This window comes from Pseudomonas sp. TE3899, from assembly GCF_056279105.1.
In genome coordinates, this window is the sequence record NZ_JBWBQR010000001.1 from 3,094,528 (window position 1) to 3,109,338 (window position 14,811).

Sequence of the window (14,811 nt, forward strand, 5' to 3'; positions counted from 1 at the left end):
CTTAGCGCTCGGAAAGGGGTAATGCGGGGCCCAGGCCACGGCCGACCAGTTCCCACGAGCCGTTTTTGGCCTGCCAGTGGAAGCGCGTTGCGAACCAGGCAATCGTCATGTCCTCGGCCAGACGCTTGTCATCAATGCTTGGCTTGCCATCCTTGTGTGCCTGGACGGCCTGGGCATAAGCGGCCTTTGAAATATCGGCCAGTTCACCGACGTTGGCATCGGCTGGCAACTGATAGGCCGCACTCAGGCCGTCCTCACGTCCGCCGACCAATATTTGTTTGAAGTTCAGGAACGCCGCCAGCCGATTGTCCGGGGACACCGACATCAGTGTCCCCCCGGAGCTGTAGACCTTGGCCTTGAACCGGGTGTCAAACCACAGCACTTCGCCGGTGTGGGTATCCAGCGCACGGCCGGATTGCCTGAACAGCAAAACCTCCTCACGCCCTGGTTGCGGCACGCCCCAGTCGGGATGTTTCAGATCGTTGATTGGGCTTAACACCCGCGACAAGGGCACGCCATTTTGTACGCTGATGAGCAGCGTACCGACGCCGCTATAGCCCGAGGTGACCGCCAACAGCATGGGCTGCCCCTCGCTCAGCGCCTTGATCGGCCGCACACCACCGACTTCCCAGGAACCGAAGGGCCGGTACTTGCGGGAACGAAAACTGATAGACAACTGCGGTCCGTAGCCAGCAAGCGTTTTTGTGGGTGCTGGCGGGACAACCAGGAAATCGCCGAATCGTCTGGCCTCGGGCTTGGGAGGCTCGGCGGACGGGGAGGCATGCGCCAGCGCACTGCCGGCCATCAGGGCCCATACCCACCAGCCGCGTCGGCGGCGTGGTGGCTGACACGTTTGAAATCCGTTCAAGAACTGCCTTCCATGGGAAACCGAAGCCGGACGTTACAACGCCATCATGCGGCTGCGCAATGCCCCGGCCTGTCGTGCTAGAGCAATACGGTCCTGAACGTCGGGCTGATCATCAGCAACAACGAACACACCAGGCCGATCAACCACACCAGGCTGCGCTGCCAGGCAAGATCGCCCCAATAACACAGCAAATAAATGATGCGCGTGATCACAAAAATGATCGCCAGCGAATCTATCAGCCACCCCTGCGTTTGCGTGGTGTGCGCCATCAACACGCCCACCGCAAACAAGATGAACGCCTCAAAACAGTTCTGATGAGCCGCCACCGCGCGCGCACCGAAACCGGTCAATTGCGCCTGTTGCTGACGCGGCAGATGATTGTTGTAACCGCCCTGCTCTTTCATCGCCTTGGCCACCGGCATGCGGGCCACGTAGATCAGCAATGCGCTGATAAACACACACCAGAACGGAATACTCATCAAGCGGCCTCTTTGTTGGCTTCGGGCAATGGCGCCTCTGTAGGGGTATAGACCATCACATCGAGAACGTCGGAATGAAACTCCCGGCGATACAACACCAGCACCACGCCGGCGCTCATCAACATGAACAGCCACGGACTGACGAACCACGCCAGCATGGTCATGCCGAAATAGTACGAACGCAGGCCGAAGTTGAACTGGTTGGCCGCCATCGAAATCACCCGCGCCGCCCGTGCCGCGAAGGCTTTGCGCTCCTGTTCGGAGACATGCCGCTCGCCGATCATCGGTGCCGAGCCCACCAGGATCGCCGCGAAGTTGTACTGGCGCATGCACCAACTGAAGGTGAAGAACGCGTAGACGAACACCAGCGCCAGGCACAGCAACTTGATCTCCGACATGCCCTGGGACGCCTGCTGCACCATCGGGATATCCGCCAGCAACGACACCGCCCGTTCGGAGGCGCCGAGCACGGTGAGAATGCCCGCCAGGATAATCAGCGTGCTGGAGGCGAAGAACGAGGCGTTACGTTCCAGGTTGCCGATCACGCTGGCATCGGCGATGCGGTTGTCGCGCAGCAGCATGCGACGCATCCAGTCTTCGCGATACAGATGCAACACGCTGGCCAGGCACGCGGTATCGCGGCCCTTCCACGTCGCATAACGGGTGTAACCGCCCCAGCAGATGACAAACCAGAGCGCGGCGAGCAGGTGGATCAGGTTGGCGTGGATAAACGACATGCAATTCCCTGTGAGACGTTGGCAGAGCGTGTAGGAGCGAGGCTTGTGTGGCGAGGGGGCTTGCCCCCGTTGGACTGCGCAGCAGGCCCATTCTTTGGGGCCGCTTCGCGACCCAACGGGGGCAAGCCCCCTCGCCACACAAGCGTGGACCCACATCGGTTTTTAGTAGTGGTTCGACGTTGCTTCCCGGGAAAAGACACTGCATCGCGCCCAATAAAAATGCCCCGTATCGATGGATACGGGGCATTTGTGTTTCAACCCATTGCCCGCTTGTGACGGACGATCAGTTTACGCCAACGCTTCGGCGCGCTTGCCAAGCATGCGGTCGCACACGGCGGCCACGACCAGGGTCATGACCGACGGCACCAGCCACGCCAGACCTTGCTCGCTCAACGGCAGGTGCGACAGTTGCGTCGGCATCCAGTCCGCCAGGCCCGCGCCCTTGAGCGCGTCGATCAGGCCGAAGATGAACGACACCAGCATCACCGGGCCGACGATGCGGCGCTGGTCACGCCAGAAGTCCTTGCAGAAGCTCAGGGCGACCAGGGCGATGCATGGCGGGTAGATTGCGGTCAGCACCGGGATCGAGAACGCGATCAGCTTGGTCAGGCCCAGGTTGGACACAAACAGCGAGAACACCGCCAGGATAATGACCAACGTCTTGTAGGACAGTGGCAGCACCCGGCTGAAGTATTCGGCGCAGGCGCAGGTCAGGCCAACCGCGGTCACCAGGCAGGCCAGCGAGATCAGCACTGCAAGGAAACCGCTGCCCAGGGAACCGAAGGTTTGCTGCACGTAGGCATGCAGCACCGCCGCACCATTCGCGGCACCGGCGGCCACTTCATGGCTGCCCGAACCGAGGCGGAACAGGCTGACATACACCAGCGCCAGACCCACGCCAGCAATCAGCCCGGCAATGATCGCGTAACGAGTGATCAAGGCTGGCGACTCGACGCCTCGGGAACGAATGGCGTTAACGATGACGATGCCGAACACCAGCGCACCCAGGGTATCCATGGTCAGGTAACCATTGATGAAGCCTTGGGAGAACGGTGCCGCGACGTATTCAGGCGTAGCCACGCCAATGTCACCGGCCGGCAAGGCGAACGCGGCGATGCCGAGCACCGCCAGGGCGATGATCTTCAGCGGTGCGAGGAAGCGTCCTACGGTGTCCAGCAGACGACCCGGATAGAGCGAGATGAAGAACACCAGCAGGAAGTACACCGAACTGTAGAGGAACAGTGCCAGCGGGCTCTCGCCGGTCAGCGGCGCCAGGCCCACTTCGAAGGACACAGTGGCGGTGCGTGGCGTGGCGAACAACGGACCGACCGCCAGGTAGCACGCAGCAGCCAGAATGCCACCGGCGACTTTACCGATCGGGCTGCTCAAGGCATCCATGGCACCGCCGACTTTGGCCAGGGCGACCACGGTGATCACCGGCAGGCCGACCGCCGTGATCAGAAAGCCCAGCGCCGCCATCCAGACATTAGGCCCGGACTGCAAGCCGACAATAGGCGGGAAGATAATGTTGCCAGCCCCGACGAACAGGGCAAACGTCATAAAACCAAGTGCCAGGATGTCCTGGCCTTTCAACACTTTCATTAAGGAAATACCACACTACTGAATCGGAATTTAGAGAGGGATTTCCCTGTGGGTGAGGGAAATGCTGTCGATCCGTATAGGGCCAACCCGTTTAGCGCATAGCGGCCTTGTGGGCGGCGGGCGCAAAAATGGCTGCCAGCCTAACGAATTTGCCTGACAAACGCACTGTTAGAGGGCGAACTATCCGATACGCGACATTTCCGTGTCGCGTTTACATATCTAATTTTCCACCTCAGGTCAGATCGTTCCCACGCTCTGCGTGGGAATGCATCCCGCGACGCTCTGCGTCGCATTCGAAGGCGGAACGCGGAGCGTCCCCGGCGGCTTTCCTATGCGGTGCGTGGGAACGATCACCCGAAAACAACAAAGGCCACCCGAAGGTGGCCTTTGTCTGGTGAAGCGTCAGCTAAGCGCGAGGCTTATTTGATCGCCCAACCGGTCAGCTCGGACAAAGCCTTGCCGATGTCTGCCAGCGAACGCACGGTTTTAACGCCTGCGTCTTCCAGGGCAGCAAACTTCTCGTCTGCAGTGCCCTTGCCGCCAGAGATGATTGCGCCAGCATGGCCCATGCGCTTGCCTGCAGGGGCAGTCACACCAGCGATGTAGGAAACAACCGGCTTGGTCACGTGTGCCTTGATGTAGGCAGCTGCTTCTTCTTCAGCCGAACCGCCGATCTCACCGATCATTACGATCGCTTCGGTCTTCGGGTCTTCCTGGAACAGCTTCAGGATGTCGATGAAGTTCGAACCCGGGATCGGGTCACCACCGATGCCGACGCAAGTCGACTGACCGAAACCGGCGTCAGTTGTCTGCTTCACAGCTTCGTAGGTCAGGGTGCCGGAACGGGAAACGATACCGACCTTGCCTGGCAAGTGAATGTGACCTGGCATGATGCCGATCTTGCATTCGCCTGGAGTGATCACGCCTGGGCAGTTAGGACCGATCAGGACTACGCCCAGTTCGTCGCACTTGACCTTGGCATCCAGCATATCCAGGGTAGGAATGCCTTCAGTGATGCAAACGATCAGCTTGATGCCGCCAAAGGCTGCTTCCAGGATGGAGTCCTTGCAGAAAGCAGCTGGAACGTAGATCACGCTGGCGGTGGCGCCAGTAGCAGCTACAGCTTCTTTCACGGTGTTGAACACTGGCAGACCCAGGTGCTCGGTGCCGCCTTTGCCAGGCGTTACGCCGCCAACCATCTTGGTGCCGTATTCGATGGCTTGCTCGGTGTGGAAACTACCTTGCGAACCGGTAATACCCTGGCAGATAACTTTGGTGTCTTTATTGATCAGGACGCTCATTATTTGCCCTCCGCAGCTTTGACAACTTGTTGAGCAGCGTCGGTCAGGCTGGTAGCCGCGATGATGTTCAAACCGCTTTCTGCCAGTACTTTAGCGCCCAGCTCAGCGTTGTTGCCTTCAAGGCGAACAACAACCGGGATTTTCACGCCGACTTCTTTCACTGCACCGATGATGCCTTCGGCAATCATGTCGCAACGAACGATGCCGCCGAAGATGTTGACCAATACTGCAGCGACGTTAGTGTCGGACAGGATGATCTTGAACGCTTCGGTAACGCGTTCTTTGGTAGCACCGCCGCCCACGTCGAGGAAGTTGGCTGGTTTGCCGCCATGCAGATTGACGATGTCCATGGTACCCATGGCCAGGCCAGCACCGTTGACCATGCAACCGATGTTGCCTTCCAGTGCTACGTAGTTCAGTTCGAACTTGGCAGCGTGCGCTTCGCGCGGATCGTCTTGCGACGGATCGTGGAAAGTCTTCAGCTTAGGCTGACGGTACATGGCGTTGGCGTCGATGTTGATCTTGGCATCGAGGCAATGCAGATCGCCGTCAGCCTTGATCACCAGCGGGTTCACTTCCAGCAGAGCCAGGTCGTGATCCTTGAACAGCTTGGCCAGACCTACGAAGATCTTGGCGAACTGAGTAACTTGCTTACCTTCCAGACCCAGCTGGAATGCCAGCTCGCGACCCTGGAATGGCTGAGCGCCAACCAGTGGATCGATCGTGGCTTTCAGGATTTTTTCTGGCGTGTCGTGAGCGATTTTCTCGATGTCCACGCCACCTTCGGTGGAAGCCATGAACACGATACGACGGCTCGAACGGTCAACGACAGCGCCCAGGTACAGCTCTTTAGCGATATCAGTGCACGATTCAACCAGGATCTTGGTGACTGGCTGACCATTGGCATCAGTCTGGTAAGTCACCAGACGCTTGCCCAACCACTGTTGAGCGAATGCTTTGGCGTCTTCTCTGCTGCGAACCAGCTTAACGCCGCCCGCTTTACCGCGACCACCTGCGTGAACCTGGGCTTTGACAACCCATTCGGTCCCGCCGATTTTGTCGCACGCTTCTGCTGCTGCTTCCGGGGTGTCTACGGCGAAACCCTGGGATACTGGCAGGCCGTACTCAGCGAACAGCTGCTTACCCTGATACTCGTGAAGATTCATGCTTATTACCGTCTTCGTTAGGTACTGCGCATTCGGTGCTGCACTGTTGAAGTGCCGCACCACCTGTGACTGCTGCTTGCGTAGGTGTTCCGGATAACCGGTGAGACTACGCAAGGCTGCGTCCGGCGGACATTCCGCGGTGAGTCTTGCACGCAAGGCTCACGACGGGCCTTCCGCCGTGGTTTCTTATTGTCTTGTCTTAACGCTTCTTGCGGTTGGCGATGTGAATGGCGCCGCCATTCACTGCCAGAGCAGCTTCGTGCAAGGCTTCGGACAGGGTCGGATGGGAGAAAACCATCATGCCCAGGTCTTCGGCACTGGTGCCGAATTCCATACCGATCGCGCCCTGCTGAACCAGTTCCGCAGCGCTCGGGCCAATCACGTGGACGCCCAGTACGCGGTCAGTCTTGGCATCAGCAATGACTTTCACGAAACCGCCGGTGTCGTTGGCTGCCATGGCACGGCCACTGGCTGCGAACGGGAAAGTGCCGACGTTAACTTCAACGCCTTCAGCTTTCAAGGTTTGCTCGGTTTTACCGACCCACGCGATTTCCGGGTGGGTATAAATAACAGACGGGATCAGGTCATAGTTGATCTGGGCTTTGTGGCCCTTGATGCGCTCTACAACCATGATGCCTTCTTCGGACGCCTTGTGCGCCAGCATCATGCCGCGAACCACGTCACCGATTGCGAAAACGCCCGGAACGCTGGTAGCGCACTGGTCGTCAACGAAAACGAAGCCACGTTCGTCGATGTTCACACCGCTGTCAGCTGCCAGCAGCTCAGTGGTCACCGGACGGCGACCAACGGCAACGATCAGCTTGTCGAACGTGATGTTCTGTTCGCCGTTGGCATCGGTGTAGTTCACAACGACTTCGTCGCCATTCACTTTGGAACCGGTAACGCGAGCGCCCAGTTTGATGTCCAGACCTTGTTTGGTCAGGGTTTTGTAGGCTTCCTTGGAAACCGCTTCGTCAGCCGCTGGCAGGAACTTCTCCAGGGCTTCCAGAACAGTCACTTCAGCGCCCAGACGGGACCATACCGAACCCAGTTCCAGACCGATCACGCCAGCGCCGATCACGCCCAGACGCTTAGGTACGGCGGCGAATTCCAGAGCGCCGGTCGAATCGACGATCACGTTCTGGTCAACCGGAGCCGGTGGAATGTCGATCGGACGCGAACCGGAAGCCAGGATCACGTTCTCGGCTTCGATGATTTCAACGGTGCCGTCTGGCTTGGTCAGCTCGACTTTCTTGCCGGCCAGCAGTTTGCCGTGGCCTTGCAGAGAAGTAACGCCGTTGGCCTTGAACAGGGTGGCAACGCCAGAGGTCAGGCCTTTGACGATGTTGGCTTTACGGCCAACCATTGCCGCCACGTCCATGGTCACGCCAGCGTGATTGATACCGTGGATCGCGAAGCCTTCTTTGGCTTCCTTGTATTTCCAGGAGCTGTCCAGCAGCGCCTTGGAAGGAATGCAGCCGACGTTCAGGCAAGTACCGCCCAGAGCCAGTTTGCCTTCCTTGTCGGTGTATTTCTCGATGCAGGCAGTGCTGAGACCCAGTTGCGCTGCTTTGATGGCAGCCACGTAGCCGCCAGGGCCCGCACCGATCACTACTACGTCAAATTTCTGCGACATGTAAAAGAATCCTCTTTTAGCTTCAAGCTTCAAGCTTCAAGCGGCAAGCCAAGCTGCATGTACCTTGCAGCCTTTAGCTTGCAGCTCATAGCCGTATGCGATACGACAAACCTCAAGCCAAGCTGTTTTTTCTTTCAGCTTGTAGCTTGAAGCTTGCCGCTGCTTCTCTATCAGATATCCAGAAGGAGACGAGCCGGGTCTTCCAGCAGGTTCTTGATGGTAACCAGGAAGGTCACAGCTTCTTTGCCATCGATCAGACGGTGATCGTAGGACAGAGCCAGGTACATCATCGGACGGATAACGACCTGACCGTTGATCGCCATAGGGCGCTGCAGAATGTTGTGCATGCCCAGGATGGCCGCTTGCGGCGGGTTGACGATCGGGGTCGACATCATCGAACCGAAGGTACCACCGTTGGTGATGGTGAACGTACCACCGGTCATTTCGTCCATCGACAGCTTGCCGTCGCGAGCCTTCTTGCCGAAAGCGGCGATGCCGCCTTCGATTTCAGCCAGGCTCATCAGTTCGGCGTTACGCAGGACCGGTACAACCAGGCCACGGTCGCTGGAAACGGCAACACCAACGTCGGCGTAACCGTGGTAAACGATGTCAGCACCGTCGATCGACGCGTTGACAGCCGGGAAGCGTTTCAGCGCTTCGGTGGCTGCTTTAACGAAGAACGACATGAAGCCCAGGCGTACGCCGTTGTGGGACTTCTCGAACAGATCCTTGTACTTCGAACGCAGGGCCATGACTTCGGTCATGTCGACTTCGTTGAAAGTGGTCAGCATCGCCATGTTCGACTGAGCTTCTACCAGACGCTTGGCAACGGTGGCCCGCACGCGGGTCATCGGTACGCGCTTCTCGATGCGGTCGCCAGCGGCGAACACAGGCGCGGCGCCAGCCGGGGCTGCAGCCTTGGCAGGTGCGGCGGCCGGAGCGGCTTTCTTGGCAGCAACAGCAGCGACGACGTCTTCCTTGGTCACACGACCGCCTTTGCCAGTACCGGCAACGGAAGCGATGTTGATGCCGTTTTCTTCAGCCAGCTTGCGAGCAGCCGGTGCAGCAACAGGATCGTCTTCGCCTTCAGCGGCCGGGGCAGCAGCTTGTGCGGCGGCAGGAGCAGCGGCAGCAGCCGGAGCGGCGGCAGCAGCGCCGCCCTCTTCGATCGAGCCCAGGACTTCGTCGGACAGAACGGTGTCGCCTTCGTTCTTGACGATAGCGCCCAGCACGCCGTCAGCGGTGGCCAACACTTCCAGTACCACTTTGTCGGTTTCGATATCGACGATCAGGTCATCACGCTTGACGGCGTCGCCTGGTTTTTTGTGCCAGGTGGCAACGGTGCCATCGGCAACCGATTCCGGGAAAGTGGGGGCTTTGATTTCGATAGCCATTATCTGTGGGTCCTTAAATTCGGTTTCAGGTGCGCGAAGGCGTTAAACAGTAAAGGCGTCTTGCAACAGTTTTTCCTGCTGCTCAGCGTGCATCGATGCATAACCACAAGCCGGTGCAGCAGAAGCATCACGACCGGCGTACTCGAGAACGAGTGCCTTGTTGTGATTGCCCACGATGCGGCGCATGTGGTGTTGGCTGCAGTACCAGGCACCCTGGTTCATCGGCTCTTCCTGACACCAAACGATATGTTTGAGGTTGGTGTACGGAGCCAGGACTTCGTTCAAGTCGTCCTCAGGGAATGGGTACAGCTGCTCGATACGCACGATGGCGATGTCATCACGACCTTCGGCACGGCGTTTTTCCAGCAGGTCGTAGTAGACCTTGCCGCTACACAGAACAATGCGCTCGACCTTTTTCGGGTCCAGGGCATCGATTTCCGGGATAACGGTCTGGAACGAACCTTCGGCCAGATCTTCCAGGGTCGATATGGCGAGCTTGTGACGCAACAGCGACTTCGGAGTCAGCACGATCAATGGCTTGCGCAGCGGGCGGATCACCTGACGACGCAGCAAGTGGTAGATCTGGGCCGGCGTGGTCGGTACTGCTACCTGGATGTTGTGCTCGGCGCACAGTTGCAGGTAACGCTCCAGACGTGCCGAAGAGTGCTCCGGACCCTGACCTTCATAACCGTGCGGCAACAGCATGGTCAGACCGCAGAGACGGCCCCACTTGTGTTCGCCACTGGTGATGAACTGGTCGATAACCACCTGGGCACCGTTGGCGAAATCGCCGAACTGGGCTTCCCAGATCACCAGCGCCTCAGGCGTGGTGGTCGAGTAACCGTATTCGAACGCCAGTACGGCTTCTTCGGACAGGAACGAATCGTACAGGTCGAAACGTGGCTGGCCTTTGTACAGGTTCTGCAGCGGGATGTAGCTGCCGGCGTCTTTCTGGTTGTGCAACACAGCGTGGCGGTGCGAGAACGTACCGCGGCCGATGTCCTGGCCGGTCATGCGGATCGGGTGACCTTCGAACGCCAGGGTCGCGTACGCCATGGTTTCGGCGTAACCCCAGTTGATCGGCAGGCCGCCGACTTGCATCTTCTGACGGTCTTCGTAGATTTTCGAGACCTGGCGCTGAACCACGAAGCCTTCCGGGATTTCCAGCAGCTTGGCGGACAGTTCCTGCAAGGTTTTCAGGTCGAAACGCGTGTCGTGACGTGCAGTCCAGGCGTGGCCCAGGTACGGACGCCAGTCCACGAACAACTCTTTGTTCGGCTCTTTGACCAGGCTTTTCACAACATGCAGGCCGTTGTCCAGCGCGTTGCGGTATTCGTCGATCTTGGCCTGTACGCGCGCATCATCAACCACACCGGCCTGGGTCAGGCGTTCGGCGTACAGCTCACGGGTGGTGCGCTGCTTGGTGATCTGCTGGTACATCAGAGGCTGGGTGCCGCTCGGCTCGTCAGCTTCGTTGTGGCCGCGACGACGGTAGCAGACCAGGTCGATTACCACGTCACGCTTGAACTGCATGCGGTAGTCGATGGCCAGCTGGGTCACGAACAATACGGCTTCCGGATCATCACCATTCACATGGAGGATCGGCGCCTGGATCATTTTCGCAACGTCGGTGGCGTACTCGGTGGAACGCGAGTCCAGCGGGTTGCTGATGGTGAAACCAACCTGGTTGTTGATCACGATGTGCACGGTGCCGCCGGTTTTGAAACCGCGGGTCTGCGACATCTGGAAGGTTTCCATCACCACGCCCTGACCTGCGAATGCAGCGTCACCGTGGATGGAGATCGGCAGGACTTTTTCACCGGTAGGGTCGTTACGACGATCCTGACGGGCACGGACCGAACCCTCGACCACTGGAGAAACGATTTCCAGGTGGGATGGGTTGAAGGCCATGGCCAGGTGAACTTCACCGCCGGTGGTCATGACGTTGGACGAGAAGCCCTGGTGATATTTAACGTCACCGGAACCCAGCTCGACCTTCTTCTTGCCTTCGAACTCGTCGAACAGCTCGCGCGGGTTCTTGCCGAAGGTGTTGACCAGTACGTTGAGACGGCCACGGTGGGCCATGCCGATCACGATTTCCTTGGTGCCGTAGGAACCGGAACGCTGGATCAGCTCGTCGAGCATCGGAATCAGGCTCTCGCCGCCTTCCAGGCCGAAACGCTTGGTACCCGGGTATTTGGTGCCCAGGTATTTTTCCAGACCTTCGCCGGCAGTGACGCGTTCGAGCAGGTGGCTCTTGATGTCGGCGGAGTACGTCGGACGACCGCGCACGCTTTCCAGACGCTGCTGGAACCAGTGACGCTGCTCGGAATCGGTGATGTGCGTGAATTCAGCGCCGATGGTGCGGCAATATGTCTGCTGCAACGCTTCGTGAATTTCGCGTAGGCTCGCCTCCTCTTTGCCGATGAACAGGTCGCCGGCACGGAAGGTCGTATCAAGATCGGCATTGGTCAAGCCGTAATGATTGATTGACAGGTCTGCAGGTGCAGGACGCTGCCACAGCCCCAGCGGGTCAAGCTGGGCTGCCTGGTGGCCACGCATACGGTAGGCCTGGATCAATCGCAGCACTTCAACTTGCTTCTTCTCGTGCTCACTGCTCACGCTCCCGGCGGAAACCGGTTGGGCGCGGCGCTGGTTCTTTGCCAGCAAGACGAAATGATCGCGAATTGTGGAGTGCGAAACATCGGTGGCAGTGTTGCCGTCAGCAGGCAACTTCTGAAAGTAGGTGCGCCACTCTTCTGGCACAGCGTTAGGGTCGTGCAGGTAGAGCTCATAGAGCTCTTCCACATAGGCAGCGTTACTACCGGATAGGTAGGCGCTGTTCCACATGCGCTGCATCACGCTTTCTTGCATGCTTGGTCACCCTCGGTTAGGGGAACACCACCGGCGTCGACACCGAGCAAACTTGCAGAAGTCCGAATGCAGCGACCAAAACAAGCCACTTAGGATCACGCTGATAGTCCGGGTACCAGCCCGGATGCCCCTGCTTGTCTCATTTCTTCAAAATAAGAGCCGCAGCTTTATGGGCTGCTGCCCAGGTTAAAACTACGGCGCCGGTTGAAGCCTGCGCCGTAGCATCTACGGGTACAACGGTCCTGCAGTTACAGCCTGTATCACACGCCGCTTTGCAGCAGCATGTTACGTATGTGACCGATGGCCTTAGTCGGGTTCAGGCCTTTCGGACAGACGTTGACGCAGTTCATGATCCCGCGGCAGCGGAATACGCTGAACGGGTCATCCAGCGAAGACAGACGCTCGGCAGTCTGGGTGTCGCGGCTGTCTGCCAGGAAGCGGTACGCTTGCAGCAGGGCAGCTGGACCCAGGAACTTGTCCGGGTTCCACCAGAAGGACGGGCAAGAGGTCGAGCAGCAAGCGCACAGGATGCACTCGTACAGACCATCGAGCTTTTCACGCTCTTCCGGGGTCTGCAGACGTTCGATGGCCGGAGCCGGCGTGTCGTTCTGCAGGAATGGCTTCACCTTCTCGTATTGCTTGTAGAAGATGCTCATATCGACGACCAAGTCACGGATAACCGGCAAACCTGGCAGCGGACGAACGATCAGCTTGTTACCTTTTACGACAGCGGACAGCGGCGTGACGCATGCCAGGCCGTTTTTGCCGTTGATGTTCATGCCGTCGGAACCGCAAACACCTTCACGGCAAGAGCGACGATAGGAGAAACCCTCGTCCTGCTCTTTGATCAGGGCCAGCACGTCCAGCACCATCAGGTCTTTACCACCGGTATCGACCTGGAATTCCTGCATGAACGGCGCGGCGTCCTGATCAGGGTTGTAGCGATAAACACTGACTTTCAACATGGCAGCCACCCTTAATAAGTCCGAATCTTAGGTTCAAAAGTCGGAACAGTCTTCGGCGAGAAGTTCACGGCACGCTTGGTTACGCGCTTGTCACCCGGGAAGTACAGGGTGTGGCACAGCCAGTTTTCGTCGTCGCGGTCTTCGTAGTCTTCACGGGCGTGAGCGCCGCGGGACTCTTTGCGGATTTCTGCAGCGATGGCGGTGGCTTCGGCCACTTCCAGCAGGTTTTGCAGTTCCAGCGCTTCGATACGGGCGGTGTTGAACGCCTGGCTCTTGTCGTTGATCTTGACGTTGGCGATACGGCCACGCAGGTCAGCGAGCTGGGCAATACCCTTCTGCATGTATTCGCCGGTACGGAATACACCGAAGTAGTTCTGCATGCAGCTTTGCAGCTCTTTACGCAGGGTAGCGACGTCTTCGCCTTCGGTACGCGAGTTCAGGCCATCGAGACGCGCCAGGGCAGCGTCGATGTCGGACTGGCGTGGGCGAGCGTAGTCGACGCCTTCTTTCAGGGTCTGTTCCAGGAACAGGCCGGCAGCGCGACCGAATACCACCAGGTCGAGCAGCGAGTTGCCGCCCAGACGGTTGGCACCGTGAACCGATACGCAAGCCACTTCGCCTACAGCGAACAGGCCCGGGATGATCTGGTCTACGCCTTCAGCGTCCTGAGTGATCGCCTGGCCATGAATGTTGGTCGGCACGCCGCCCATCATATAGTGGCAGGTCGGAACGACCGGGATCGGCGACACGGCTGGATCGACGTGGGCGAAGGTCTTGGACAGTTCCATGATGCCTGGCAGACGGCTGTGCAGAACTTCTTCACCGAGGTGATCGAGTTTCAGCATTACGTGGTCGCCATCCGGACCGCAACCGTTGCCGGCGATGATTTCTTTAACCATCGAGCGAGCCACTACGTCACGACCAGCCAAGTCTTTGGCGTTCGGAGCATAACGCTCCATGAAACGCTCGCCGTGCTTGTTGATCAGGTAACCGCCTTCACCACGGCAGCCTTCTGTAACCAGTACACCGGCGCCGGCGATGCCGGTCGGGTGGAACTGCCACATTTCGATGTCTTGTACCGGCACGCCAGCACGCAGAGCCATGCCAACGCCGTCACCGGTGTTGATCAGGGCATTGGTGGTGGACGAGTAGATACGGCCTGCACCGCCGGTCGCCAATACGGTGGCGTTCGCGCGGACGTAGGAGGTTTCGCCAGTTTCGATGCAGATGACGATCATGCCGACAAAGGCACCATCTTCGTTCTTCACCAGGTCGACGCCATAGTATTCGTTGAGGAATACGGTGCCGGCCTTTAGGTTGGCCTGGTACAGGGTGTGCAGCAGTGCGTGACCGGTACGGTCGGCAGCAGCGCAGGTACGGGCAGCCTGGCCACCTTTACCGAAGTCTTTCGACTGACCGCCGAACGGACGCTGGTAGATGCGGCCTTGTTCGGTACGGGAGAACGGCAAGCCCATGTGCTCGAGCTCGAAAACCGCTTCCGGGCCTACGGAACACATGTATTCGATAGCGTCCTGGTCACCGATATAGTCGGAACCCTTGACGGTATCGTACATGTGCCAGCGCCAGTCATCGTTCGGATCGGCCGAGGCGATGGCGCAGGTGATGCCACCCTGGGCGGATACGGTGTGCGAGCGAGTCGGGAAAACCTTGGTTACCACGGCAGTCTTGTGACCACCTTGTGCCAGTTGCAGCGCAGCGCGCATGCCGGCACCGCCGCCGCCAATAATAATGGCGTCGAACGAAAGCGTATTAACTGTAGTAGACATGA

At 58.8% G+C, this 14,811-nt stretch carries 11 protein-coding genes; all 11 read right to left on the reverse strand.

From position 1 onward, the window contains the following. Position 1: 1 nt before the first annotated feature. A complete protein-coding gene (locus ACZ89E_RS14135; protein ID WP_476255898.1) occupies positions 2-868 on the reverse strand; it encodes a hypothetical protein in 867 nt (288 codons plus the stop codon). Positions 869-945: 77 nt separating this feature from the next. After that, positions 946-1,347, reverse strand: a complete 402-nt coding sequence (locus ACZ89E_RS14140; RefSeq protein WP_149656967.1) for an MAPEG family protein — start codon at positions 1,345-1,347, stop codon at positions 946-948. Next, a complete protein-coding gene (locus ACZ89E_RS14145; protein ID WP_133836535.1) occupies positions 1,347-2,084 on the reverse strand; it encodes a DUF599 domain-containing protein in 738 nt (245 codons plus the stop codon). The genes ACZ89E_RS14140 and ACZ89E_RS14145 overlap by 1 nt, the downstream gene beginning before the upstream one ends. Before the next feature lie 288 nt (positions 2,085-2,372). Continuing rightward, the gene (gene brnQ / locus ACZ89E_RS14150; RefSeq protein WP_476255899.1) at positions 2,373-3,686 is read right to left on the reverse strand and encodes a branched-chain amino acid transport system II carrier protein; all 1,314 of its coding nucleotides are present in this window, start codon (positions 3,684-3,686) and stop codon (positions 2,373-2,375) included. A 419-nt stretch (positions 3,687-4,105) separates the two neighbouring features. Next, positions 4,106-4,987, reverse strand: a complete 882-nt coding sequence (gene sucD / locus ACZ89E_RS14155; protein ID WP_149656969.1) for a succinate--CoA ligase subunit alpha — start codon at positions 4,985-4,987, stop codon at positions 4,106-4,108. Further along, the gene (sucC, locus tag ACZ89E_RS14160) at positions 4,987-6,153 is read right to left on the reverse strand and encodes an ADP-forming succinate--CoA ligase subunit beta (RefSeq protein ID WP_476255900.1); all 1,167 of its coding nucleotides are present in this window, start codon (positions 6,151-6,153) and stop codon (positions 4,987-4,989) included. The genes sucD and sucC overlap by 1 nt, the downstream gene beginning before the upstream one ends. Positions 6,154-6,352: 199 nt before the next feature. After that, positions 6,353-7,789 carry a dihydrolipoyl dehydrogenase gene (gene lpdA / locus ACZ89E_RS14165; protein ID WP_123409099.1) on the reverse strand — a complete coding sequence of 479 codons (1,437 nt, stop codon included), beginning with the start codon at positions 7,787-7,789 and terminating at the stop codon, positions 6,353-6,355. Between the two features lie 170 nt (positions 7,790-7,959). Beyond that, positions 7,960-9,183, reverse strand: coding sequence for a 2-oxoglutarate dehydrogenase complex dihydrolipoyllysine-residue succinyltransferase (gene odhB / locus ACZ89E_RS14170; protein ID WP_149656971.1), 1,224 nt, complete (start codon positions 9,181-9,183; stop codon positions 7,960-7,962). Positions 9,184-9,225: 42 nt separating this feature from the next. After that, entirely contained in the window at positions 9,226-12,057 is a 2,832-nt protein-coding gene (locus tag ACZ89E_RS14175; RefSeq protein ID WP_149656972.1) for a 2-oxoglutarate dehydrogenase E1 component, read from the reverse strand. 260 nt (positions 12,058-12,317) lie between these two features. Beyond that, positions 12,318-13,022 carry a succinate dehydrogenase iron-sulfur subunit gene (locus ACZ89E_RS14180; RefSeq protein WP_149656973.1) on the reverse strand — a complete coding sequence of 235 codons (705 nt, stop codon included), beginning with the start codon at positions 13,020-13,022 and terminating at the stop codon, positions 12,318-12,320. An 11-nt stretch (positions 13,023-13,033) separates the two neighbouring features. Beyond that, a complete protein-coding gene (gene sdhA / locus ACZ89E_RS14185) occupies positions 13,034-14,809 on the reverse strand; it encodes a succinate dehydrogenase flavoprotein subunit (protein ID WP_123510548.1) in 1,776 nt (591 codons plus the stop codon). Positions 14,810-14,811: the final 2 nt, after the last annotated feature.

What these genes read in the sequence shown, in the direction of transcription:
- ACZ89E_RS14140 (WP_149656967.1), bottom strand. Translation starts at nt 1,347, where the DNA reads ATGAGTATTCCGTTCTGGTGTGTGTTTATCAGCGCATTGCTGATCTAC.
- ACZ89E_RS14145 (WP_133836535.1), bottom strand. Translation starts at nt 2,084, where the DNA reads ATGTCGTTTATCCACGCCAACCTGATCCACCTGCTCGCCGCGCTCTGG.
- brnQ (WP_476255899.1), bottom strand. Translation starts at nt 3,686, where the DNA reads ATGAAAGTGTTGAAAGGCCAGGACATCCTGGCACTTGGTTTTATGACG.
- sucD (WP_149656969.1), bottom strand. Translation starts at nt 4,987, where the DNA reads ATGAGCGTCCTGATCAATAAAGACACCAAAGTTATCTGCCAGGGTATT.
- sucC (WP_476255900.1), bottom strand. Translation starts at nt 6,153, where the DNA reads ATGAATCTTCACGAGTATCAGGGTAAGCAGCTGTTCGCTGAGTACGGC.
- lpdA (WP_123409099.1), bottom strand. Translation starts at nt 7,789, where the DNA reads ATGTCGCAGAAATTTGACGTAGTAGTGATCGGTGCGGGCCCTGGCGGC.
- odhB (WP_149656971.1), bottom strand. Translation starts at nt 9,183, where the DNA reads ATGGCTATCGAAATCAAAGCCCCCACTTTCCCGGAATCGGTTGCCGAT.
- ACZ89E_RS14175 (WP_149656972.1), bottom strand. Translation starts at nt 12,057, where the DNA reads ATGCAAGAAAGCGTGATGCAGCGCATGTGGAACAGCGCCTACCTATCC.
- ACZ89E_RS14180 (WP_149656973.1), bottom strand. Translation starts at nt 13,022, where the DNA reads ATGTTGAAAGTCAGTGTTTATCGCTACAACCCTGATCAGGACGCCGCG.
- sdhA (WP_123510548.1), bottom strand. Translation starts at nt 14,809, where the DNA reads ATGTCTACTACAGTTAATACGCTTTCGTTCGACGCCATTATTATTGGC.